Below are 23,037 nucleotides of genomic sequence, written 5' to 3'. Positions count from 1 at the left end.
GATCTATGCCTTTAGAAACCACCTATTTTGGTTACCCTTTGGCTTCTTCTTCGCCGCAGCACTAATTTCAGGCTTGGGCGGGTCCATTTGGGGATCAGTACCTATCGTTGGTTTCCTAGCTTTAAATATCGCTAAGGAGAACAATTTAGACACCCGAATCATAGCCATTGCCGTAATCGAAGGGGCACTTGCTGGTGGTATATTTCCATTCGGACCCCTTGGCGCTATCGTTCAAGGTTTGATGGCTTCCACAGGCTTCGCTGATATGGCCCAAGAAATTTCATGGCAATTATTTATCGTATCCGCCATTTATCCAATTTTATTGCTATTATTCTTAATGTTTAGAGACCGGAAAAATGACGCCTACAAGAAAGTAGAGTTGAAAGCACCAGAAGCCTTAAATCCTAAACAAAAGCAGACTTTAACCCTAATGACCATTTTCATTGGTATTATGTTAATCTTTCCTATCATCGATAACTTTACTGGTGGGTCAATCCCATTCATCGCCTCTATTAGTGATTCACTAAACCTAGGTTTAATGGGGATTGTATTCGGGGTTATTGCCTACATGTTTGAATTAGCAGACGGACAAAAAGTACTCAACCGGACACCGTGGTCAGTAATCTGGATGACTTGTGGGATTTCATTATTAATTGGGGTAGGGGTTCAAGTAGGAATTACTGAATCGCTAGCAGCCTTAATTTCTTATGTACCATGGCCAATCATTCCAGTAACTATCGCCTTACTATGTGGTTGTATGTCAATTTTCTCCTCAACTATTGGGGTTATTGCACCATTATTCTTTACAACATTGCCTGTCCTATACGCAACAACAGGTTGGAGTCCAGCCATCATGGCCGTTTGTATTATTATCGGTGGATTTGCAGCAACCGTTACACCATTCTCGGATGGCGGTAGTTTACTACTCGCTTCATCAGGGTACCTAGGAAAAGACCAAAAAGACTTGTACAACACCTTATTGTTCAGGGTAACACCCTTTACAGTTGGGTCAGCAGCCATTACGGCCTTAACCTTATCAATTATCCATAGTATTTAAGCACAAACAAAAGGACGCGAGCCAATCGCGTCCTTTGTCTTTGGTCAATTTCAATTAATAACGGTATTGAGTGCTGGCACCTTGAATAAAGAATTGTGTTTCTTCAAAGTGGTAAGTGATTTTTGAATAGTCGAATGGTTTCCCGTTATTCAAATGGAAGATAGACTCTGTTTTTAAACAAGGATCGCCTTCACTTAAATTTAAATGGTTAGCTTGCTCAGCCCTCAATTTCCCAACACGCAAGAAGTGGTCACCATAGCCAATTGGAATTTCCAGATCTTCTGTAATATAGTCGAAGATGGAATTAGAAGCAATTTCTTCACTTAAGTAAGGGATAATATCTTTGTCAAAATAAGACTCCTCTATACAGAAGGGGCGCCCTTCGATGTAACGGATGCGGGTAACATGGTAGACCTTTGTTTTTGCTGGGTCATCAATTTCTAAATTCTCTACCGCTTCCTCAGTTGGTGCAATTAAAGCAAGGGATAAAACTTTAGAATCGATTTTAAACTGGCTCAAGGTTGAATTAAACCCACCAAGGTTTAATAGGTTGATATAACCCTTACGTTGATTACCGCGGACATAAACGCCAGAACCACGTACTTGGTAGATTAACCCTTGTTTCTCTAAGTCATTTAAGGCAGATAATACTGTGTTTTTACTCACTTGGTAGTAGTCCACCATTTCTTGGATACTGGGTAACTTATCATCTGCATTTAATTCATTTTCATTAATGTAGCGGACCAATGCACCAGCTACCTCTTCGTATTTAGCCATATATAAAGAACCTCTCTCTTAGGAATTTGATATATTATATCATGAAAACTCTTACATCTGCAAATGGTTAGGGTATAAAAATGGATACCACCATATAATACAAGTTTCTCAATTTTCCTTTATCATTTATATAATAAAAAGATATCAGTTAGCCATTGACTTAAACTTTGTGTTAGTACTTGTTACTTTGCATATATAAGCCTTCAGCCTACACTTTTCCTATCATTGCCTCAAAAGCAGTGGGAAACTCATCAGCCAAGGTCTAATGGCTTGGCTGACTATTTAATCTGTAAGGGGCGAAGTCCAAAGAATGAATAGTCAGACCGTCCTCTTTCACTGCTAAGGTATGCTAGGAAAGCTCCAGACTCTGGCTTGATAACGTAAGTTAACGATAGAAGCTAATAAATTTTAGTAACGTGGTTACTAGTACAAGCAAATATTATTGATGCAAGACTCAAGAACTAGCGAAAGTATATTAACGATAAATAATCAATATATAAATGTGATTGTTCGCTTTCACAGGTAAAAAGGCGTATCATTTAGCCTAAGATACAGAAGGCTTTGAAGCGTTTCTACTATAAAAAGGAGAAATATGATGACTATCTATGATTACACTGTAAAAGATGCTAATGGGCAAGATAAAAACCTAGCGGATTATGAAGGGGACTTGTTGTTGATTGTAAATACAGCAACTAAATGTGGACTAGCGTCTCAATTAGAAGGACTTGAAGACTTACACCAAAAATATCAACGTGAGGGCTTTAAGGTACTTGGATTCCCTTCAAATTCATTCATGCAAGAACCTGAGGATGGTAAAGGGGCTGCAGAAGCATGCGCACTAAACTTTGGCACCTCATTTCCTATGTTCGATAAGGTATCCGTAAACGGACCTAAAACAATACCATTATTTTCGTATCTGAAAAAAGCATCTGGTAATGGTCTAGTAAAATGGAATTACACTAAATTTTTAGTAGACCGGCAAGGCAACTTTATTAAACGGTATGCCCCAACAACAGAACCCGCAGATATTGAAGCAGATATCCAAGATAACCTGTAGAGAATAAGCGTCTACAAATCAAAAAGGAAGACCTGTCAAAAGCAGATCTTCCTTTTTGTGTATGTATGGGTAAAACAGGTCAATATAGTTTAGAAACCACTTCGCAAATAGGTTTCGGGATGTGCCATCACTACAACTATTTACGCCAGTACTGCGAGCCTGAACGATTTTTGTCTCACCTTTTGCGGTCCAGTGGCTTTTAATTGGCTAGTACTCCTGGGAGTTTAGAAAAACACCAGGTATTTTGTTTATATGTAAAATATGAATCATTATATTCTAGGTTAGTGAGCCATCATTTCTTGTGCGATTTCTGAGCCAGACATATCAGTTGGATAGTATGTTGGCCAGTGGTCTACTTCTTCAAGAAGGGCTTCTTGTGATTCGCCACCCCAGTAAATATGGTAGTGTCCTGTTTCAACGGGTGCAATGTTATGGTCTGAGAATTGCACGTATTTGTAGTCGCCGGCTTCCGGGTCGTTTGTTTCAAATAAGAAACGAACACCACGATTTCCTTTTTCATAGGTTAAGATTTCATAACCAACATAGTTATACTCGAATGTCTTGCTTTCACCGGCCACAATATATTCAATTGTATTGTCAGTAATGTTGATATTATCGACGTCAGTTTGGTAACCAGTTGTGTAGTATTCTTTATACTCTTCAGCGGTCATGCCGTCGTTTAATTTAGACTTGTAGTCAAAGACTTGGTCTAAGGTACCGTCTTCAAGGAATGGGTAAACAGATTGCCATTCACCTGCATAGTCAGATAAGGTACGGTCTGCTACATCAGCATCTTCAAAGTAGCCATTGTAGACTGTTTGTTCAGTTTCTTCTTCAGCAGTTTCTGCGTCTGCGGCTGGTAGGTCTGTTGTTTTTTGTAATGAAGTTAGGTTTTCCTTCATAACAGAAATATAGTCAGCACCTTCATCCATAGCTTCTTGAGAAAGGCTTTCTAGCGGATTTAGGACAGCCATTTCAACCCCTGCTTCCTCAGCCAGTGTTTTGGCCATGCTGTCTGAGCCTGCTTCTTCGTAGTAGATATATTGAATATCATTTTCTTTTACGTAGTCAGCTAATTCGGCTAGACGGGCTGCTGATGGTTCCTCTTCAGGTGTTAGACCAGCAATCCCGATTTGATTTAAACCGTAATCAACGGCTAGATAGGTGAAGGCAGTATGAGAAGTAACGAAGTCTTGGCGACTAGCATTCTCAAAGGCTTCTGCATATAAGGCGTCTAAGTCATTTAATTCTTCCATATAAGCATCCGCATTGGCTTGGAATTCTTCGGCCATATCTGGATATAATTCGTTTAATTGAGCTGTAATAGATGCCACTTCCATGATGGCACGATATGGTGACACCCAAGTGTGTGGGTCGTAGGCGTGTGAGTGACCTTCGTGTCCTTCTTCATCAGAGTGATCGTGGTCATGGTCGTCTTCAGAACCTGGCAGTAGGACCATGTTTTCAGTTCCTTTAATCACATTTACATCTTCATTGATGCTGGATTCTGCAGAAGGCACCCAAGTTTCCATATTTTCATTGTGGTAAATTAGGGCATCTGATTCGTTTAGGGCCGCAATTTGTTTTGCAGAAGGTTCATAGTCATGAGCTTCTGTGCCCGCTGGTACCATTAAACTCACGTCAGCTTGGTCGCCAACAATTTCTTTTGTGAAGGCATAAACAGGGTATATCGTTGTTGCAATTTCTAATTTGTCCCCGTCATTTCCCGCATCTGCCTCAGTATTTGCTTGTCCACATGCCCCCAAAAGGGCAGCTCCCATTAAGGTCAATAAAGCGAATGTCAAACTCTTATTCATCAATGTATCCTCTCTTCCAAAACAATATTCAATCACATGTATTTGGGTACCCAATACGTTTTTTGCCTTAGCTAGGGGCAAAGCTGATAAATCGTAAACATTACGATTTGATATTGGCTAATTTATCACATGGCGAATCAAGTAGTCAACTAAAACTTAAATGAAATGTCCATCATATAGACCGCGAAGGCTCTTTTTCCAAGGAAATAAGCCCTTTAAATTACTTTTGGAAGGGACTCCTATATAATGGAGAAAAGGGTTATTAGGAGGAATATGATGAAAATTGCGATTGTACAAGCAGCCTTACAACAAAGCCAGGTGGCAGAGAATTTTCAAACGATTCAAGCGTTGATGGAAGAAGCGACGACCAATCAACCGGATGTGATTGTGCTGCCCGAATTATGGAATACCTCCTTCTTGCCAGAAGACGTGAAAGAGCGAGCGGACGAGGATGGCAAGGTGAGTCGTCAATTTTTAAGCCAGTTCGCTAAAAACTACCAAGTCAATGTGGTTGGGGGTTCTGTGGCCAATAAGCGTGGTGACAAGCTATTTAATACGGCCTATATCTATAACCGAAAAGGGCAAGAGATTGCAGCTTATGATAAAGCCCATTTATTCTCACCGGCCAAGGAAAATGGTTATTTTGAAGCGGGTGAAGCGAGTGTGACCTTTGAATTGGACGGGGTCAAATGTGGTATTGTCACTTGTTATGACTTGCGTTTCCCTGAGTGGGTGCGGGCCTTAGCCTTGGCAGATGCACAGATTGTATTTGCGCCGGCTGCTTGGCCTGAAGTCCGGAATCTACATTGGGATACTTTGGGTCGGGCACGGGCAATCGAAAACCAGTTGTTTGTCGTATCGGCTAATTCAAGAGGACCGGTTAATGGAGACGAAGAGGCTTTGTATGGGGGTCATTCAGCCATCATTGATCCTTGGGGCGCGTATGTTGTCACTCCTGATTTACAAGTAGGCGTAAAATACGGTGAGGTCGACCTTTCTGTTATTGAAGGCATTCGTTCATCAATTAACGTCTTTAATGACCGAAGACCAGATATCTATGATGTATAAGTTATAAAAAGTTTGAAGCTTTTTTTCTATATGTTATAATGTATGAAAGGTTAGCAATCATGCTAACTATAGTAGTCGACACTATGCTTAACGAAAGGGAGATTCCATGAAATTAAAAACAGGTGCGCTAACATTATTCGCCTCAGTATTCTTACTTGCGGCATGCGGTAACAGTGGTCAAGATGATACAACTACAAGCGAAACAGCTGAAACAACCAGCCAAGAAGCTTCTTCAAATGAAACAAGCTCTGAAACGGTACCTAGTTCTGAAGACACGTCAGGTGATGATAGCAACGAGAGTGCAAGCTCAAGTGAAGCCAACCAATCTGCTTCAGGAGAATTCATTTCTGAAGATGAAGCATGGCAAATTGCTTTAGACGACGCTGGTACAACTGAAGATGCCTTAACAGAACGTGAAATTGAATTAGATGATGTGGATGACGACGATGACGATTACGATGACGTTGCCCATTATGAAATTGAATTTACTGTAGATGGTGACCGAGAATTTGAGTATGATATCGACGCAACAACAGGCGATATCTTAAATTCTGAAAAAGACAGCTAATTAAAATACGGATTTAGAGAGGGTGGTACGTGAGTGTGCCACCTTTTTAGTTTGGGAAAGTTTATTTTCCCTAAAGATAATAGACGCTTAAATGCTTGATTTCTTTCGGTCAGAGCGAGTCCTGTTTGCTAGTGTTTTTCTGATTTCTTTTTTATAATAAAAGTATTAAGAAGTTAGGGGACTGATGAACCAGTCCCTAGCTGAGTGAGGAGTGAATAGATGACCTTACACTTAAATATGGCTGATTTGGGTCCTGAGGCGGTCAATGACCACGGGGACAACTGGCCTTTGAATAAGGAAACTGGTTTTTCGCCTTTGGATACTTTTGTCTTGGCGGTTGCGGGCTGTTCAGCGGGTGTATATCGGAATATTTTGAATAATTCAAAAATCGACCATACTTTCCATGACGTGGCCATTGATTTTGACCGCTCTGAGGAAAGTGCCAAACCAGTTACTGCAATCACGATTACTATGTATGTGAGAGTGGCTGAGGAAAATCAGGGGCGTGCTAAGCGGGCAACCAAGATGATACACAAGTATTGTCCGGTGGTCCAAAGTATTGACCCAAATATTCAAGTCAATGAGATAGTTGTTTTTCAATAGAGAGCATATAAGGAGCGTGTAATGATGGAATTTGTAACATTAAATAATGGCGTAGAGATGCCGATTTTAGGTACTGGTACCAACACTTTTGGTAAGGTTGACGGGGACTATTTTGGTGAAGTGACTGATGATACGACTGAATTGCAATCAGCAATTGCGGCAGGGTACCGTGCCATTGATACGGCGGTTGCATACCGTAACGAGTCGACTGTTGGTAAAGCGATTAAAGAATCTGGTTTACCACGTGAGGACTTCTTTATCACATCTAAGATTCCTGGTGATTTAGACCACGCGGGTTCAGCTGAAAAAGTTGAAGCGACTTTAAATGCCTCACTAGAAGCATTACAAACAGACTACATTGACTTATACTTGATTCACCACCCTTGGGACAATGAGAATGAAATGCTACAAACTTGGTATGCTTTAGAAAATGCCTATAACGAAGGTAAAATCAAAGCTATTGGTGTATCTAACTTCGACCAAGACCAATTAGATATCATCATCGATAACGCGCGTATTCAACCAATGGTCAACCAAATTAAATCAAATGTCGAAGTTTGGAACGATGACATTATTGAATATTCTGCTGAAAACGATGTGGTTGTCACAGCTTGGGCGCCAATGAAGGGAACTGACGAAGCCTCTCGTGCTATCTTGGATGAGATTGGTGCACAATACGGCAAAACTTGGGGCCAAGTTTTATTACGCTACCAAATTGAACGTGGTGTTGTCGTGATTCCTAAGTCTCATAACGCAGACCACCAAGCAGACAACTTGAATGTATTCGACTTTAACTTGAGCGACGCAGACAAAGAGAAAATCGCTAGCTTATAATAGCTGGTGCGACAAAAGCCATTATGACTCGACGCCTCTAACGCATTAGGAAGAGTTTGATTTTTGTGGAACAGCCGCCGGAACGCAGTGACATACGGATGTTTATGCGTAAGAAGAGTCCGATATTAGTAAAAAGGGTTATGACGTAAATGTTGTAGCCTTTTTTATATGGGTAAAATTTCTAGGGGTATTGGAAGATTGTAAATTTTGTTATAATGAATTGACTGAAAAGGAGACGAGCTAAAGGATGAGACAATTAAAGCAATTAACAGAACGTGTGTATTATATGCCGGCGGATGGGGATTTGGACCGCCCAGTTCTGGGTTATATCAAAGGAGACAAGTTTTCCTTGCGAATTGATGCTGGAAATTCTGCCAGCCATGTAGCGAATTTTGACCAGGAAGTTGAACGTCTAGGTTTACCTAAAGAAGCAATGACTTTAATTACCCATTGGCATTGGGACCATACTTATGGGATTCATGCGGTGGATACGCCGGTCTTAGCGAATAAGAAAACCAATGCGCAATTAAGGGTGATGGCTGAGTGGAAGTGGACTGAGGAAGCGATGCAAGAACGCCTTGAAACAGGCGAAGAATGCGCTTTTTGTGACCAATATCTACGTGTTGAGTATGACAATCCAGTAAGCCAAATTAAAGTAAAACAAGCTGATTTGGAATTTGAGGGTGAGCTGAATATTGATTTAGGTAACCTTGAAGTGAAAGTTTTCCCAGTGGTGAATCCGCACTCTGAAGATGGGGTGGTTATCTATATTCCGTCTGAAAAAGTGGCCTTCATTGGTGACACCATTACTGAGGACTTCTACAACAATTCTTATTTAGACCCTGAGAAAATGGCTTTCTTACGTCAAACTTTGAGTCAACTGGACGCTGATTTCTACTTGCATGGCCACATTGACCCAATTTCGTTTGAGGAATTAGACGCGTTTATGCAAGTTTAGTAGCGGCAAAAAAGATATTATAAAGGACATTATTAAAAAGGAGATTATTATATGAAAGATTATTTGAATAAAGATTTACTGATCCGAGCCATTGTGGCCTTTATTGGTTGTGTGGCAATTGCATTTGGAATCTCATTATCTGGGACGATCGATATGGGGATGGATCCATATAGTGCAATGAATATGGGGATTTCGGCCTTAACTGGCATTCGCTTTGGTACGGTAGTTGTTATTTTTAATGTATTTATATTTTTAGCCGTAGTATTCGTTGACCGTAGTCAATTTGGCCTGGGTACTATTATTAACTGGTTCTTTGTCGGTTATATCGTGGAATTTTTTGATTTCTTTTTTAATCAGGCAGGTTTAGGTGACGGTGATATGAATTTATTGATCCGGGTTGTATTGACTGTCATTGCAGGTACGATATTCCTATTCGGTGCATCTTTATACATTTCGGCCGGAATTGGTACAGCACCCCTAGATGCTATTGCACCAACTGTTGAGGAGAAAAGTAAATTTTCTTATGCGCAAGTCCGTTTTGCCCATGAAATTTTATGCTTACTGATGGCCTTATTATTAGGTGGTCCGGTTGGCTTAATGACTGTTTATTTAGGTTTCTTTGCGGGACCGATGATTTCAACCTTTAGAGCTAAACTGGCTGAACCCATTGTCAATAAATTAACTGGCAGTAAAATTTAAACGGCTATAAAAGGCGAAGACTAAATGATGTTAGCGACTTGAAAGATAGGGTGAGGGTATGGAATACGCTGAAGTGATGACGGAACTGGAATCTTTGGGGAAAGAGCGGACCAAGAAAATGTACCTATCAAATGGGGCGGTTGAGCCGTTATTTGGGGTAACGACTGGGTCAATGAAACCCATGCGGAAAGCGATTAAAATCGATCAAGACCTTGCTGAAGAATTGTATGCATCAGGAAACTATGATGCCATGTACTTTGCAGGTGTGATTGCGGACGCTAATGCCATGACGGAAGCGGATTATGACCGGTGGATGGACCAAGCTTACTGCTTTATGTTGGCTGATTGGGTGGTTGCTGTGACCTTATCTGAAGCAAATATCGCCCAAGAAGTGGCGGACAAGTGGATTGCCTCTGGCGAGGAGCTGAGGATGTCAGCTGGCTGGTCGACTTATTGCTGGTTGTTGGGTCGGTTGAAAGACGACAATTTTGATGAAGATAAGTTGTCAGCTATGTTGGAACTAGTTAAAGAAACCATTCATGACCAACCTGAACGGACCAAACATTCAATGAGCAACTTTGTTTATACGGTTGGCTTATCCTATATTCCTTTATCTGAAAAAGCCCTAGCAGTGGCGGAAGAAATTGGTGAATTAGTGATTGAGCGTGAATACAAGAAACCCCAAACTTTGAATGCTTATGCGTCGATTCAAAAGGAAATTGAAAGAGACCGGATAGGTTTTAAACGTAAATACGTCAGATGTTAATTTAGATAAGAAAAAAGGTGCCTGCGAATTTGTTCGCGGGCACCTTTTACTTATTTACTGATTTATTTACTTATGCATACTTATAGATTTTGAACGGCTGTTGTGACATCTGTATCGCCATCTACCACTTCAAATTCTTTACCAATAGTATTGTCGTTTTCCAGAACTGCTAGTAAGGTTTGGGCTACGTTTTGACGGGCCACGTCAATGATTTCAGCTTGGGGTTCAGTAGTGATTTTGCCAGAACCTGGTTGATCACGTAAGATACCTGGGTGAACGATGGTCCAATCTAAATTGGTACGTGATTTCAACCATTCATCTGCGTAAGTTTTCGCAGTGGTATAAACGCGTAAGGCACCTTTCTCAATTTCCTCGCGACCAGTTCTAAATGTAGATACAATCACGAAACGCTTGATACCAACTGCCTCAGCTGCCTGCATAGATTTAATAGCGCCATCAAGGTCAACCATCATAACAATGTCGTCACCTGATCCACCAGCACCGGCAGAGAAAATCACTGAATCAATATTATTGTCGGTCAGAATTTTTTCAATGTCTGCTTGTGTGTGTTTAGTTAAGTCTAAGTAAACTGATTCAATCCCGCGTTCTTCAAAGAAGGGGGCTTGGTCTAAGTTACGAATAGCTGCAACTTCTTCTACTGTTTCTGAATCTTTTACAAAATCTGCGAAGTGACGGGATACGCCACCATTGGCACCAATAACAAGTACTCTCATGTTTGAAAAGCTCCTTTCAAATGACTCTTTCATTTCTCTATCAAATTTCTATATTCATTTGTCTACTACATAGTATAAAGGTCAAAAAAGGGCAATTCAAAGAATCCGCTTGTTAGCGGTCGAAATCGATTCGTTTGCTTAATGGGTACATAATGAACATACCAAGGGTCATGGCCGCAAATTCAGACAGGGCTAGTGAGAAATATATCGGTAAGAAGGCGGCATCGGCACCGACTAATATGATTGTTGTTGTGGTTGTGAACATGGATAGGGCAAAAATGACTGTCAAAGTGATATAGCGAATCCATTGGTCAGACAGTAAGTCTAATTGAGCTTGTTTGGCCATTTTGACAAGATAATCACCTAACCAGCGACCAATGTATAGAAAGATAAAGGTTGAAACAGAGCCGACGATCATGTCGATTGGGCCGTAAGTCAGGAAGTTGGCGATGAAAACACCGATAGAAACTGCCCAGATATAGCGTTTATTGTGAAGGGCTAGGAAGTTTAGAGATTCAGAAATCCGGAATTGAACGGGGCCGTAAGAAATCGGCGCGATGACTAGGGTGATGACCACGTATAAGGCTGCCACAACGGCAATCTTAGTCATATCTAGAGTGGTAAAACGTGAAGGGGTGATTGTATCATTTGCGTTATTCATTGAAGTCTCCTTTATAGGCTAGGCCTAGTGTGCAATTGCGACCAAAGGACACTGACACCAGTGAGTAGTACTCTACCGAAGTGTCGCAATTTTAGTGTAATTTGTGATGTTGGATTTGTGATTTTATATATGTAGAAAGTTACCGAATCAGCCAACCGCCGTCGACAGGTATGGTATTGCCCTGCATGTAAGCTGCCTGGTCGCTGGCTAGAAATAGGGTCAGGGCTGCCACTTCATCAGGACTTGCCCACCGTTTAGCCGGTGTTTGGGCCATCACTTGGTCGGCCATGGGACTGTCACCCACAAAATCAGCTTGGTTCATTGGCGTCATGATGGCACCAGGCGCAATGGCGTTCGCCACTAACCCTTGCGCCGCATAGTCGTAGGCCATCTGTTTAGTAAAGCCGACGATAGCATGCTTAGCCGTTGTATAAGCAATCCCGCCACCACCAGCCGTTAAGCCCGCAATCGAAGCCATATTGATTAAGCGAGAAGTAGGATTGGCTAATAGCATGGGTAAAGCTGTATAGGTCATATTATAAACAACTTGTAAATTACTAGAAATAATCGTTTGCCAGGTTGTTGGGTCCGTTTGATCTAAAGGTTTGTAATCGTCAAGGACGCCGGCTGTATTACATAGTACATCAATGACGTTCCAAGAAGTTTTTAATTCTTGAAAAAGGATAGTTACTGCCATTAAATCGCTACAATCCGCTTTGCGAAAGCTAAAGTTTTCCGGGTAGCTAGTAGTCCATTTATTAACCAACTCTGCATCTTCCTTAAGATCGACAGCCAAAACGCGATGGCCTTTTTCTAAAAAGTGTTGTACCTGACTGCTACCAATACCAGACATGCCTCCTGTAACGATAACCTTTAATTGGGCGGGGAGTTTAGGATAGTCAGTGTAGGATGTGTCCAAGTATCTGCTTCCTTTCTATTGTGTAAGTTATGTGTGCGTTACTAGTCAGAAACGATAGACCAGTCTTCAGCAAGGATATCGCATACAGTTGGTTGGAACATTGAGAAGCCCTCGCCAGCAACTGAAATTAGGAAATAGGGCGTAATTGCTTGACCTTCAAATTCTTTAGGGTCAACTAGTTTTACGTATTCCTCTGCGCCACCCCAACCATCGCGGATAATGTGTGCACCTTGGCGTAATTTAGGTAAAATTTCTTCAAATGTCATTTATTTTCACCTCCTCAAAAATGCGTCAACAACTATTATAGCAAATTTCAATTCTCCTATAGTATATATTTTCTATGTAATATGATTTATTTTTCATATATGTGTGGTATAATGATAGCGAAGTATATGAATGAGTATTCATATAAACTTATATATAGTAAGTGAAATGATAAAAAAGGAGCGGACATGATGACTGAAAATAGAGATTATCATACGGAAGAAAAAAATCATGTTCACCATGGTCATAACCATGGTGAACATGATACCAAACTAGCTGCGAGACTATATATACTAGGATTGATTGCCTTTGTACTTGGATTAATCATCGGTAACTGGCAAAGTTCTATAGGTAATATCCTTATGGTATTATCCGTTATCCTTTCTGGCTACCACGTGTTAGGTGAGGGCTTTGGTGATACTATTCGAGACACCATGTCCGCTGGTAAATTCAAACCCAATATCCACTTATTGATGGGGCTGGCGGCAGTTGGCGCTTTATTAATTGGCTCTTTCTATGAAGCAGCCCTATTAATTTTAATTTTCGCGGGTGCTCACTTTCTAGAAGATTATGCGGAAGGGCGGTCGCGACGTGAAATTACCAACCTGATGAATTTGAACCCAACTGAAGCCTTACTATTACAGGCTGATGGTTCAACCCAAAACGTGGCAGTTGACCAACTGCAAATCGGTGACCAAGTCCAAGTCTTAAATGGGGGTCAAATCCCTACTGATGGCCGAATTGTCAAAGGGGCTACTGTCATCAACGAAGCCTCCATCAATGGCGAATCAATGCCTAAAGAAAAAACAGTAGGTGACGAGGTATTTGGGGCGACCATTAACGGGGACCACGCTATTGTGGTAAAAGTCACGAAGAATCCGGATGAAACCGTCTTTGCGAAAATCCTGCAAATGGTGGAAGCGTCCCAAGCCAATTTGACACCAGCTGCCACTAAAATTAAGAAAATCGAACCAATCTATGTCACAACCGTCCTGGCCATTTTCCCATTCATAGTCCTTCTAGGTCCTTGGATCTTCGGCTGGGAATGGGCAGAGGCTTGGTACCGTGGACTGATATTCTTAATTTCCGCCTCACCATGTGCCTTGGCCGCTTCAGCAGTGCCCGCAACCCTATCGGCCATTTCAAACTTGGCACGCCATGGCGTCCTATTCAAAGGTGGCGCTTACCTATCGAATCTGATTGATTTAAAAGCCATTGCCTTTGATAAAACCGGCACCTTGACCAAGGGTGAACCCGAAGTGACCGACTACTTTTTTGTTGACGGGATCCAAGACGAAGCAATCTTGCCAGTAGTTGTCGCGATGGAAAGTCAATCCAACCATCCCTTGGCCCGTGCCATTTTACAAGAATTTAAAGCCCACACAAAACCCTTAACCGACCCGATTGAAGTGACGAATGACCTTGGAAAAGGGCTGAGTGGGACCTACGCTGGCCACACTTATCAAATCGGTAAGCCATCAATATTTGAGGCCGTTCCAGACAAAATCAAGGGGCACACAGACGAATTGTCGGCGGACGGGAAAACGGTGGTTTATATCGCAAAAGACGATGCAGTTATCGGCTACATGGCTATGATGGATACGCCAAATCATGCGGCTAAAGCAGCCATCGACTACCTCCACCAAGCGGACGTTCATACCGTCATGATCACTGGGGACAACCAAGTAACTGGTCAGGCAGTCGCTAATCAAGTGGGGATTGACCAAGTTGTGGCCAATGTTTTACCTGAAGAGAAGGCCCAAATTGTTAAAGACTTACAAGCTGAATACGGACAAGTTGGGATGACAGGGGACGGGGTCAATGACGCGCCAGCTCTAGTGCAAGCAGATATTGGTTTCGCTATGGGTGACGGAACGGATGTGGCAATTGACGTTGCTGATGTTGTCGTGATGGCTAATGACCTGGACAAATTGACTTATGCCCACCAAGTATCCAAAGATTTAAACCGAATTACTTGGCAGAATATGGCCTTTTCAATGTTTGTGGTGCTCGTTTTAGTCATCTTGAATTTCATGGGCATTGCAGATATTGCTCTTGGCGTCCTTTTCCATGAAGGCTCAACAATTTTAGTTATCTTGAATGGCTTACGCTTGTTGCGTGGGAAAAGGAATAACATTTAAAGCTATGTCAGAAAAAAGTTTTAAATTGCAATACAAGACACATGAACAAGGGCGAGTACCCAACGTTAGATGTGAATTTGAATAAATATGATACACAAAAAGGGGTGTGATGATTGGTCACGCCCCTTTTTGCTTGCTAGCTTAGCTATGGTTATTCTTTTTCCAAGTCTGGTTCCATGTAATTGATGGTATTGTCTCCGCCTAGGAGGTCGAAGTCGAATTGTTCGCCGAGGCCTTGGACCTTGGCTCTGTGGTAGACGTGCCCTGCAACAGCTACATCCAATGCTCCAATACCGATTGGTATGACAATAGTGGTTGTTTTGTCATTGTGTTGAGGGGAGATTTCGCCTGTTGCCAGTTGACCAAAGTCAGCTGTGATATTAGCTTCTGAGATATGGCCAGCATCATTTAAGCTCTTTAAAGCACCTCGATGAAGGGCTTGAGCTCTGTGGTCTACATAAATATGATCGGCGTTAATGATGATATCGTCTGTGATTTCGCCACGTGACCCCATTGGCATAATGATGGTACCTGGTTTGATCATGTCGCCTGTGATAAAGGGTGTGGTAGCCCCTGTGACCGTAATCAGCACGTCATTATCTGTGGCGTCTTCAGGTTTATCCGCAATGATAACTTCCCCATCGATAAGGTGGGCGATGTCCTCTTTAAAGGCTTCTGCTGTTGAACGGCGGTGGTTCCATACGACTAGACGGTTGATTTTGTAACGTTTAGTGATGGCAATCACCTGGGTTCTGGCCTGGGTACCAGCACCAAACATACCCAGTGAGATGGATTCGCCTAGGTTAAAGTATGATAGGGCGACAGCGGTTTGAGCACCTGTTCTAAGGTTTGTAATATAAGCCCCGTCCATAGCGGATAAGAACCGCCCCACATGTGGGTCTAACAAGAGGATCATCCCTGTCATGTAGGGGAATCCGGCTGCCCGACGACCACCATAAAAGCCACCAATCCACTTCATTCCAGCCATGTTTAACCAGTCGATATAGGCTGGCATGGCATTCATAAAGCCGTCGTAGAAGGGGTAATTACCCGTTTCACCTAAGTCTAAATTCACCTTGCTTGGGTTGATAACCTTGCCTTGACCCATTTCATGATAGGTTCTTTCGACAATGTTGACGGTCTCTGCCATATCGACCAACCCCCGGATGTCTTTAACATTCAGTAATAATGTCATCTAATCACTCCCTTATGTTATTGTGTAAGCCCATTCTATGTATGTGCATGGGCCTTTTTTGTATGCATATGAGATAATGATAGCGATTTATTTGCAAAAAGTAAAATTTAATTGCCAGTGGTGAATATTTCAAAAGTAAAAGTAATCTGCCGAACTACTTGAGTATTTAAACCAGTTATCGATGAGAAAACCGATGAAATTTTATGGCTTCGTTTATTCGGCGAAGGTGCCCATAAAATCATCACAGTATCCATGAATGCCCGCTTACCATACACATCCTTACGTGACCAAATCTATACCCATCTTACTTTAGCTTAATGACTTGTTCGCAATGGTTGACTAATAAGCTTGTTTAGTAAAACCGACTAATCTCAATAAAATATGAGAAACAATAAAGGGACTTGCGCCGCTCACTTAGCTTGAGGGTGCAAGTCCATTTTGCATGGAAAAATAGTAAATTACTGGTGTCTATTGACTTGTTGGTAGAAGTCAGTGACGGCGATTTGGGTTTGTTTCTTGGCCAGGGCAACGGACGTGTTCGGGCCTTGGGTTGAAGCAATCCAGCTACCTAGGAAGTAGACATTGTCTAGGATTTGGTAGTTAGGGTTTAATGGCGTCGCGCTTGGGTAAGCCGCTAAAATATTGTCCCGGTTGTCAGGCAGGATTAAATTACGGCGGATCAAATTACCCAGTAACGGGTCAGTGTCTTTTGCCTGACTTAAACGACTATTGAAGCCAGTGGCGTTGATTAAGACATCTGCCTTGTGGCGGATTCCGTTAGCGTAAAGGTGGAACTGGCCATTTTCCAAGGGTTGGATATCAGATAAGCCAGAAACTAATTTCAGTTTGCCTTGGGCTACTAAGTCTAAAATCATGCTGATGGAAGCAGCTGGGGCTTGTGAATACAGCATGCGGAAGAAGGCGCCTAGATCCTTGTAGAAATAGTCTTTACCGGCAGCATCTAGGGCCCCCATCATTTGGTGGAGAACTGGGTAGAAAGATCGGAAAAATCCTTGGAAACGACGGTAGTCAGGGTCATCTTGGCGGATGGCCTTGGTGACGGTAGCGACTGAACCTGTATTGAAGTTGGCCCATACCCGGCTGTAGTCAATATCGTTGGCCTTTAAGTCGGCCTTGACTTGGTTGATGACGACTTGAATCGGGATAGCCCCTTTGTTGACTGCTCTTTGTGTCTCAATCCATTCATCGTCGATGGACTGGATATAGTCTTCGTTAGCGTCAGGTTGGATCACTGACCGGAAGGGTTCGTGGCGAAAGTAGACCGTCACTTCTTGGTCGGCAAATAAATCGTACTTGTTGCAGTAATTGATCAAGTCGATAGTTGTTAAACCAGAGCCAACAATCCCAATTCGACGCTTGCCTTTAGTTGCCTCCAATTTCTCCCCCAATGGGTAAGGGTCTTGAATGTAGTTGGCTTGGCCGTCCAATTGATATGGGTCTAGGTAGGGCGGGTGGCCAATGGCAAAAAAGACCGCGTCGTAAATCTGAGACCAACCATTTTCAGACGTAAAGACTTGATAAGCTAAGCCATCTTCGATTGGTCGCTGGTAAAGGGGTGTCCCGTCTGCGTCTACGACTTGAAAATCGGTGACTTTGGCTTGGATATGACGAACGTAATCCTTGGCTAAATAGGGTTTGAGGTATGCTTCCACGTATTCACCGTAAATGGTTCGCGGGGCAAAGACATTATCGATATCGATTGCCGGATAGTTGACCTTGGTCCAGTTGATAAAGTCCTCGTTGTTATCGTCATCAAGGGACAATGACCGCGGGAAGGAATTGATGACTGTGGCATCATCATCCTCCGCATACGGGGCACCTGCACCTAAACGTGGGCGTGTTTCATAGACATCTACTTGGTCGGTAGCGGCATTTAAATCAAACTGTTTACTTAATTGGATTAGGGTGCTGGCACCCGCAATCCCAAAACCTACTATGGCAATTCGCATCTGACATCCTCATTTCTAGAAATTGGTTGATTAGTTTATGTATCTATTTAAATAATTGCATAATCATTATAGAGAATTGTAACTGAGTAGATGGTTCTAGTGGGGGAATTTGCTCAAGCATTTATCAATCAATGGATATCGATAAAAGTGATAACAGCAAAAGGCAATATTTGTATGCAGAAAATCAAAATCGGTCAAACGATATCTGGAGGGTTAGGACCCGGTTTCAATTGATTTGATTAGAAAGGCTGATTTAATCACATTGTTAGAATTTTCGATTTGATGAGAAATGGCGTTTTGTACAATGATTGTATTTAAAATTCTTATTTTCTGTCTGTGTCTGTCCTACTTCCATATCAATGATGATAGTGGTTAGCGATTATGGAAAAATTAAATTTATGTGAAAAGCTTGATGATCAAAGGCTTTTCCTAGATTTTTTGATGTGTCGCCATTTTGTCCAAAAAGAGATCTGGAAATTTTAGGGCTAGGCGGTAAGGTTGATGCTAGTGAGTGGAATTTGTTAGATTGAGTGCAAGCAAATTTATTGCAAGTCCAGATAGCAATAAAAGCAAATATAAGTAAATATAAGTAAATATAAGTAAATATAAGCAAATATTCAAATAAACTAGTGCGTGGATGAGTAGAGTAATTATGGGGGTAAGGCACAGAAAATCTGTAGTTGATGAGAGCAGATGCTTACCAGTAATGAAAATGACCTTTGAGCATCTAGCCAGTGAAAGCTGATTAGACGGGTGGAACCGTTAAATTTTCTAGTATAGATTTACTGGATGAGAAATTGCTCGCGAGGGCAGTTTGAACAAGGGTGGCACCGCGAACGTTGACTCTTCGCCCCTTCTTAATAGACAAGACTGTTTATTAGGGAGGGGCTTTTATTTTTCAAAAAAAGGACACACGGTGGTAGTTGGAAAGAATTGGGGGTAAGTGAATGGCTTTAAGTTTAAGTTTATTAGATCAAAACATTATTTATGAAGGTGAAACCGCTCAGTCGACGCTGAAGAAGACGGTTGCGTTTGCCCAGAGGGCAGAAGCGTTGGGCTATGACAGCTTTGTGGTGGCGGAACACCATTTTACTAAAGAGATTGCTAGTGCGGCACCAGAAATTTTGGTAGGTTACATCTTAGCCAAGACGGACAAGATTCGCGTAGGATCTGGTGGGGTCATGTTGCAACATTATGTCCCTTATAAAGTGGCGGAGTCGTTCAGTCTCCTCCACCAACTAGCGCCAGGTCGGGTGATTTTAGGGCTGGGTAAGGCTCAAGGTGGTAAGGATGAGGCGGTTGAGGTCCTACAACGAGACTTTATCAAACCGGTCCAGTCTTTCGATGACAAATTTATCGAGGTCACCCGTTTTATCCGCAATAATTTCCCGGCCGACCATCCCTATGCGGCTGAAAACTATGACTTGCAACCGGCAATTGGTTCGGACTTTACCATCGAGTTGCTTGGGGGTAGTCAAGAAAGTGCCAAATTAGCGACCACTCAGGATACCGGCCTAGACTATCCTTACTTTGCCAATGCAGATCTTGAAGCGCTTGGCAAAACGAGAGCCGCTTATCAAGGATCAGGGGACTTTAAAATTGCCGTCATTGTTTATATTACGGACGACCCGGACGAAGGTAAAGAATACCTAGCTGAACAAGCTGCCTATACGGTGGTCTTGAATTCTGGCAAAAGGGTCAACTTCAACAAACAAGCGGCCGCTGAAGAATATGCTGACCTGCACCAAGCTGAAGACGCCAAAATCGTTGAAAAACAAGTCGGCGCCTTTGTTGGTACAGCCAGTCAGGTAAAAGCGCAACTAGACGATTTTTCAAAGAGATTTAATACCGATCACTTTGTGATTCATACGATCGGCATCCCCTACGCTAAGAAATTCGAGATTATTGAAGCTTTAGCAGGAGAAATTAAAGGAGGATAGGATAAGAATGTCAGACAAACAACAAGCAGCAAATATCGTTTTATGGGCCAAGCAAGGCTGTCATTATTGCCAGGAAATCAAGGATTACTTACAAGAGGAAAACCTTTCATATGAATTGATTGACGTGACAGAAAACGACCAATTCAGAGACATTTTGAATGCCAAATACGGGGTCTCTTATGTGCCGGTAGTTGAAATTGGTCAAAAAGACAGCAAGCAATACCAAGGTATTATTGATTTAGGATTGGAACATGTGGTGAATGGGCTAAAAGCAGCCGGAGTAGGAGTGAAGTAATATGACTAAACAAGTACATTTTGGGGCAATTTTACATGGTATCGGTGGCACAACAGATGGTTGGCGTCATCCGCAAGTAGATGAAACAGCCAGCACCAACTTAAACTTTTATAAGACGCGGGCTCAATTAGCAGAGAAAGGACTATTTGATTTCGTCTTTATCGCAGATGGTTTATATATTTCTGAGAAGTCAATTCCTCATTTCTTAAACCGTTTTGAACCGATTACCTTATTGTCTAGTTTAGCGGCTGTGACTGAAAATATTGGTTTAGTGGGGACTTTCTCAACAACCTATACAGATCCTTTCACTATTTCACGTCAATTGCTATCGCTAGACCACTTGTCTAATGGCCGTGCTGGGTGGAACTTGGTGACGACACCACAAGCAGGGGTGGCTGAGAATTTCAACAACCGGACGCTACCGCCTCACGGTGAACGCTATAAAATCGCACAAGAACATTTAGACGTTGTGCGTGGTTTATGGCGGTCTTGGGAACCGGATGCCTTCCCTAGAAACAAGGAAACAGGCCAATACTTTGATCCGGAAAAACTGCACCGTTTAAACTATGAAGGAGAGTATTTCCAAGTAGCTGGTCCCTTAAACATTGGCCGTTCACCTCAAGGGGAACCACTCGTTTTCCAAGCGGGATCATCAGATTCTGGACGGGCCTTTGCGGCAGGGAACGCGGAAGCGATTTTCACCCATGCTAATTCTTTAGAAGAAGTAAAAGCCTTCTATGATGACATTAAAGCACGGGCTAAAGCAGCTGGCCGTAATCCTGAAGAGGTCAAGGTTTATCCTGGCATCAACCCACTTGTTGGGGATACTTTAGAAGATGCTGAAGCAGCTTACACTGAATTTGCCAGCTTGATTCCAATTGAGAATGCAGTGAAATACCTAGCCCGCTACTTCGATGACTACGACTTCTCAGGTTATGACCTAGATGCACCGTTCCCAGATTTAGGAGATATCGGAAAAGACGCCTTCCGTTCGACAACAGACTACATCAAGAAACGCGCTAAGGAAGAAAACCAAACCTTGCGTCAAGTAGCCTTGGAACAAGCGGTGACTCGTCCAAACTTTATTGGGACAGCTGAAGACATCGCTGACGAAATCCAACGCTGGGTTGAAGCGGATGCCGTTGACGGCTTTATCATCGCTGGCGACATTCCAGGTGCCTTTGAACGGTTCGTCAATGAAGTCGTGCCAATCCTTCAAGACCGTGGTATTTACAGAACCGAGTACCCAGGTACGACCTTACGTGAACAAATTGGAGTGCCTATTGTCCCTTAATGGCAAAAGGGCAATCCCTTTGAAAATGTGCTCATTGTGATTGCATAAAACCAATACAAACTGACGGAACTACTGCTGGTAAAGACTAGGGTAGTTTCGTTTTTTGTTGGAATGAAAAAAGGATTCGCTTGTTTTAAAGGCTTACATTCACGGATTTAATACAAATATTGTATTGAAATTCAATGAATTTCGTGATCATTTGACTAGCTTTTTAATCATTTTTGATAGTTATTTACGATTATAAGTCTATGTGTACTTGGTTAGAATCCGCTAAATATCAGCTTTTAAGGCGCATTTTTATCTAGATTTAAAAATAAAAATGCTAAACGAAGCTTGTTTTCCCTAGGCAGTAATCTTGTCTAAGGTGTTCGGGTTTGTTAAATTGACTTAAAGCAAAAAACATTTTTTTAATCACGAAATGCGATGAAGAGAAGAGTAATTACTCAAGTATTGGACAGAAAGTCTGTGTTGATGAGAGCAGATGGATACAGGTAATGAAAGTGCGCTTGGAGCATCCTACCAGTGAAAGCTGGTTGGACGGTTGGGGCCGTTATGCCTGTCAGTATTTACTGACTGAGATATTGTCTGCGAGGGCAATATGAAAAAGGGTGGAACCATGATTGTTGACCAGTCATCCCTTCTTGATAGGACTAGTGCCTATTGGGAGGGGTTTTTATTTTACCCACAAAAGGACTTAAACAGTCAACACAAGCGAAGATAGTATGCATACAATAATGAGGATGAGCGACATATGACTAACAATAATAGTAATAATATGATTGAAATTGAACACTTACAAAAGGACTTTTCTGGGACCCAGGTCTTAAAGGATATTTCCTTTGAAGTTGCAGCCGGCGAAGTGGTGGCCATTATCGGACCATCAGGGTCAGGGAAATCGACCTTGCTTAGATGCTTAAACTACCTAGAACAACCGAACGGTGGGGTTATTCGCATTGGGGATGTGGCCGTGGATACTAAGAAGGCGACGAAAAAAACTGTGGCTGAATTGAGAAAACAAACTTCGATGGTCTTCCAGCACTACAACTTATTTAAAAATAAAACAGTGCTTGAAAACGTGACTTATGCCCTTGAGGTGGCGCAAGGATTTTCCAAAGATGCTGCTAAGGAAAAAGGGGTGGCTTTACTTGAAAAAGTAGGTTTAGCAGACAAGGCAGACAAATATCCAGTCACTTTATCAGGAGGACAGCAACAACGTGTGGGTATTGCCCGAGCGGTTGCGGTCAATCCAAAAGTTATTTTGTTCGACGAACCAACTTCATCGCTTGATCCGGAATGGGTAGCTGAAGTACTACAGGTTATTTCTGACATTGCCAGAGACGAGCAAGCAACGATGATTATCGTGACCCATGAAATGAATTTCGCTAAAGAAGTGGCGGATAAAGTCGTCTTCATGTCAGAC

Annotated in this window: 22 protein-coding genes and 1 other annotated feature; of the genes, 14 read left to right on the top strand and 8 right to left on the bottom strand. The window is 42.2% G+C overall.

The window, feature by feature from the left end; all coding sequences use genetic code 11:
* Positions 1 to 1,057 (top strand): hypothetical protein (locus ACRCJ0_RS02335; RefSeq protein ID WP_431389366.1); only part of this gene is annotated, 1,057 nt, incomplete at its 5' end.
* 54 nt (positions 1,058 to 1,111) lie between these two features.
* On the opposite strand, the gene ACRCJ0_RS02330 is transcribed toward ACRCJ0_RS02335, so the two are convergent.
* Positions 1,112 to 1,834, bottom strand: coding sequence for a GntR family transcriptional regulator (locus tag ACRCJ0_RS02330; protein ID WP_431389365.1), 723 nt, complete (start codon positions 1,832 to 1,834; stop codon positions 1,112 to 1,114).
* 592 nt (positions 1,835 to 2,426) lie between these two features.
* Between ACRCJ0_RS02330 and ACRCJ0_RS02325 the strand changes: the two genes are divergently transcribed.
* Positions 2,427 to 2,891: a glutathione peroxidase gene (locus ACRCJ0_RS02325; protein ID WP_003142160.1), complete on the top strand. Its 465-nt coding sequence runs from the start codon at positions 2,427 to 2,429 to the stop codon at positions 2,889 to 2,891.
* Between the two features lie 281 nt (positions 2,892 to 3,172).
* On the opposite strand, the gene ACRCJ0_RS02320 is transcribed toward ACRCJ0_RS02325, so the two are convergent.
* Positions 3,173 to 4,708, bottom strand: a complete 1,536-nt coding sequence (locus ACRCJ0_RS02320; RefSeq protein ID WP_431389364.1) for a metal ABC transporter solute-binding protein, Zn/Mn family — start codon at positions 4,706 to 4,708, stop codon at positions 3,173 to 3,175.
* A 273-nt stretch (positions 4,709 to 4,981) separates the two neighbouring features.
* Here ACRCJ0_RS02320 and ACRCJ0_RS02315 point away from each other — a divergent pair, with 273 nt between their 5' ends.
* From ACRCJ0_RS02315 to ACRCJ0_RS02285, 7 genes are all read left to right on the top strand, one after another.
* Positions 4,982 to 5,776, top strand: coding sequence for a carbon-nitrogen family hydrolase (locus ACRCJ0_RS02315; RefSeq protein WP_431389363.1), 795 nt, complete (start codon positions 4,982 to 4,984; stop codon positions 5,774 to 5,776).
* 106 nt (positions 5,777 to 5,882) lie between these two features.
* Positions 5,883 to 6,344, top strand: a complete 462-nt coding sequence (locus tag ACRCJ0_RS02310) for a PepSY domain-containing protein (protein WP_431389362.1) — start codon at positions 5,883 to 5,885, stop codon at positions 6,342 to 6,344.
* A gap of 219 nt (positions 6,345 to 6,563) precedes the next feature.
* On the top strand, positions 6,564 to 6,947 hold the full coding sequence (locus ACRCJ0_RS02305; protein WP_271736143.1) for an OsmC family protein: 384 nt from the start codon (positions 6,564 to 6,566) through the stop codon (positions 6,945 to 6,947).
* Positions 6,948 to 6,971: 24 nt separating this feature from the next.
* Positions 6,972 to 7,781, top strand: a complete 810-nt coding sequence (locus ACRCJ0_RS02300; RefSeq protein ID WP_271736754.1) for an aldo/keto reductase — start codon at positions 6,972 to 6,974, stop codon at positions 7,779 to 7,781.
* A gap of 247 nt (positions 7,782 to 8,028) precedes the next feature.
* Positions 8,029 to 8,739 carry an MBL fold metallo-hydrolase gene (locus tag ACRCJ0_RS02295; RefSeq protein ID WP_431389361.1) on the top strand — a complete coding sequence of 237 codons (711 nt, stop codon included), beginning with the start codon at positions 8,029 to 8,031 and terminating at the stop codon, positions 8,737 to 8,739.
* 51 nt (positions 8,740 to 8,790) lie between these two features.
* Positions 8,791 to 9,438, top strand: coding sequence for a YczE/YyaS/YitT family protein (locus ACRCJ0_RS02290; RefSeq protein WP_048728430.1), 648 nt, complete (start codon positions 8,791 to 8,793; stop codon positions 9,436 to 9,438).
* A gap of 58 nt (positions 9,439 to 9,496) precedes the next feature.
* Positions 9,497 to 10,204 carry a DNA alkylation repair protein gene (locus ACRCJ0_RS02285; RefSeq protein ID WP_431389360.1) on the top strand — a complete coding sequence of 236 codons (708 nt, stop codon included), beginning with the start codon at positions 9,497 to 9,499 and terminating at the stop codon, positions 10,202 to 10,204.
* Between the two features lie 80 nt (positions 10,205 to 10,284).
* On the opposite strand, the gene ACRCJ0_RS02280 is transcribed toward ACRCJ0_RS02285, so the two are convergent.
* The 4 genes from ACRCJ0_RS02280 to ACRCJ0_RS02265 all read right to left on the bottom strand — a co-directional run bounded on the left by ACRCJ0_RS02280 (position 10,285) and on the right by ACRCJ0_RS02265 (position 12,784).
* A complete protein-coding gene (locus tag ACRCJ0_RS02280) occupies positions 10,285 to 10,938 on the bottom strand; it encodes an SDR family oxidoreductase (protein ID WP_418147774.1) in 654 nt (217 codons plus the stop codon).
* Positions 10,939 to 11,050: 112 nt separating this feature from the next.
* Positions 11,051 to 11,599, bottom strand: coding sequence for a QueT transporter family protein (locus ACRCJ0_RS02275; protein WP_431389359.1), 549 nt, complete (start codon positions 11,597 to 11,599; stop codon positions 11,051 to 11,053).
* A 139-nt stretch (positions 11,600 to 11,738) separates the two neighbouring features.
* Positions 11,739 to 12,518 carry a 3-oxoacyl-ACP reductase gene (locus ACRCJ0_RS02270; protein WP_431389358.1) on the bottom strand — a complete coding sequence of 260 codons (780 nt, stop codon included), beginning with the start codon at positions 12,516 to 12,518 and terminating at the stop codon, positions 11,739 to 11,741.
* Between the two features lie 41 nt (positions 12,519 to 12,559).
* Positions 12,560 to 12,784: a DUF2829 domain-containing protein gene (locus ACRCJ0_RS02265; protein WP_149358768.1), complete on the bottom strand. Its 225-nt coding sequence runs from the start codon at positions 12,782 to 12,784 to the stop codon at positions 12,560 to 12,562.
* A gap of 186 nt (positions 12,785 to 12,970) precedes the next feature.
* Between ACRCJ0_RS02265 and ACRCJ0_RS02260 the strand changes: the two genes are divergently transcribed.
* Positions 12,971 to 14,923, top strand: a complete 1,953-nt coding sequence (locus tag ACRCJ0_RS02260; RefSeq protein WP_431389357.1) for a heavy metal translocating P-type ATPase — start codon at positions 12,971 to 12,973, stop codon at positions 14,921 to 14,923.
* 151 nt (positions 14,924 to 15,074) lie between these two features.
* On the opposite strand, the gene ACRCJ0_RS02255 is transcribed toward ACRCJ0_RS02260, so the two are convergent.
* Both ACRCJ0_RS02255 and ACRCJ0_RS02250 read right to left on the bottom strand, forming a co-directional pair.
* Positions 15,075 to 16,118 carry an ornithine cyclodeaminase family protein gene (locus tag ACRCJ0_RS02255; protein WP_069286219.1) on the bottom strand — a complete coding sequence of 348 codons (1,044 nt, stop codon included), beginning with the start codon at positions 16,116 to 16,118 and terminating at the stop codon, positions 15,075 to 15,077.
* Between the two features lie 458 nt (positions 16,119 to 16,576).
* Complete coding sequence (locus tag ACRCJ0_RS02250) at positions 16,577 to 18,088, bottom strand: FAD/NAD(P)-binding protein (RefSeq protein WP_431389356.1); 1,512 nt, start codon at positions 18,086 to 18,088, stop codon at positions 16,577 to 16,579.
* 947 nt (positions 18,089 to 19,035) lie between these two features.
* Between ACRCJ0_RS02250 and ACRCJ0_RS02245 the strand changes: the two genes are divergently transcribed.
* From ACRCJ0_RS02245 to ACRCJ0_RS02230, 4 genes are all read left to right on the top strand, one after another.
* Positions 19,036 to 20,028 carry an MsnO8 family LLM class oxidoreductase gene (locus ACRCJ0_RS02245; RefSeq protein WP_431389355.1) on the top strand — a complete coding sequence of 331 codons (993 nt, stop codon included), beginning with the start codon at positions 19,036 to 19,038 and terminating at the stop codon, positions 20,026 to 20,028.
* Between the two features lie 7 nt (positions 20,029 to 20,035).
* Positions 20,036 to 20,323, top strand: a complete 288-nt coding sequence (locus ACRCJ0_RS02240) for a glutaredoxin family protein (RefSeq protein WP_271736153.1) — start codon at positions 20,036 to 20,038, stop codon at positions 20,321 to 20,323.
* 1 nt (position 20,324) lies between these two features.
* On the top strand, positions 20,325 to 21,617 hold the full coding sequence (locus tag ACRCJ0_RS02235; protein ID WP_003141837.1) for an LLM class flavin-dependent oxidoreductase: 1,293 nt from the start codon (positions 20,325 to 20,327) through the stop codon (positions 21,615 to 21,617).
* A gap of 414 nt (positions 21,618 to 22,031) precedes the next feature.
* Positions 22,032 to 22,259, top strand: a binding site (T-box leader).
* A 109-nt stretch (positions 22,260 to 22,368) separates the two neighbouring features.
* The coding region (locus ACRCJ0_RS02230) for an amino acid ABC transporter ATP-binding protein (protein WP_431389354.1) at positions 22,369 to 23,037 on the top strand (669 nt) is incomplete at its 3' end.

The sequence above is a fragment of the Aerococcus sp. L_32 genome (assembly GCF_050689315.1).
The sequence above is the reverse complement of the archived record's forward strand: the minus strand, read 5'-3'. Positions and strand labels throughout refer to the sequence as shown.

Bases quoted from the DNA above. Each gene is read 5' to 3' on its own strand.
- ACRCJ0_RS02315 (WP_431389363.1), top strand. From the start codon at position 4,982: ATGATGAAAATTGCGATTGTACAAGCAGCCTTACAACAAAGCCAGGTG.
- ACRCJ0_RS02330 (WP_431389365.1), bottom strand. From the start codon at position 1,834: ATGGCTAAATACGAAGAGGTAGCTGGTGCATTGGTCCGCTACATTAAT.
- ACRCJ0_RS02265 (WP_149358768.1), bottom strand. From the start codon at position 12,784: ATGACATTTGAAGAAATTTTACCTAAATTACGCCAAGGTGCACACATT.
- ACRCJ0_RS02285 (WP_431389360.1), top strand. From the start codon at position 9,497: ATGGAATACGCTGAAGTGATGACGGAACTGGAATCTTTGGGGAAAGAG.
- ACRCJ0_RS02255 (WP_069286219.1), bottom strand. From the start codon at position 16,118: ATGACATTATTACTGAATGTTAAAGACATCCGGGGGTTGGTCGATATG.
- ACRCJ0_RS02300 (WP_271736754.1), top strand. From the start codon at position 6,972: ATGGAATTTGTAACATTAAATAATGGCGTAGAGATGCCGATTTTAGGT.
- ACRCJ0_RS02240 (WP_271736153.1), top strand. From the start codon at position 20,036: ATGTCAGACAAACAACAAGCAGCAAATATCGTTTTATGGGCCAAGCAA.
- ACRCJ0_RS02325 (WP_003142160.1), top strand. From the start codon at position 2,427: ATGATGACTATCTATGATTACACTGTAAAAGATGCTAATGGGCAAGAT.
- ACRCJ0_RS02275 (WP_431389359.1), bottom strand. From the start codon at position 11,599: ATGAATAACGCAAATGATACAATCACCCCTTCACGTTTTACCACTCTA.
- ACRCJ0_RS02320 (WP_431389364.1), bottom strand. From the start codon at position 4,708: ATGAATAAGAGTTTGACATTCGCTTTATTGACCTTAATGGGAGCTGCC.
- ACRCJ0_RS02305 (WP_271736143.1), top strand. From the start codon at position 6,564: ATGACCTTACACTTAAATATGGCTGATTTGGGTCCTGAGGCGGTCAAT.
- ACRCJ0_RS02235 (WP_003141837.1), top strand. From the start codon at position 20,325: ATGACTAAACAAGTACATTTTGGGGCAATTTTACATGGTATCGGTGGC.
- ACRCJ0_RS02310 (WP_431389362.1), top strand. From the start codon at position 5,883: ATGAAATTAAAAACAGGTGCGCTAACATTATTCGCCTCAGTATTCTTA.
- ACRCJ0_RS02260 (WP_431389357.1), top strand. From the start codon at position 12,971: ATGATGACTGAAAATAGAGATTATCATACGGAAGAAAAAAATCATGTT.
- ACRCJ0_RS02290 (WP_048728430.1), top strand. From the start codon at position 8,791: ATGAAAGATTATTTGAATAAAGATTTACTGATCCGAGCCATTGTGGCC.
- ACRCJ0_RS02280 (WP_418147774.1), bottom strand. From the start codon at position 10,938: ATGAGAGTACTTGTTATTGGTGCCAATGGTGGCGTATCCCGTCACTTC.
- ACRCJ0_RS02295 (WP_431389361.1), top strand. From the start codon at position 8,029: ATGAGACAATTAAAGCAATTAACAGAACGTGTGTATTATATGCCGGCG.
- ACRCJ0_RS02250 (WP_431389356.1), bottom strand. From the start codon at position 18,088: ATGCGAATTGCCATAGTAGGTTTTGGGATTGCGGGTGCCAGCACCCTA.
- ACRCJ0_RS02245 (WP_431389355.1), top strand. From the start codon at position 19,036: ATGGCTTTAAGTTTAAGTTTATTAGATCAAAACATTATTTATGAAGGT.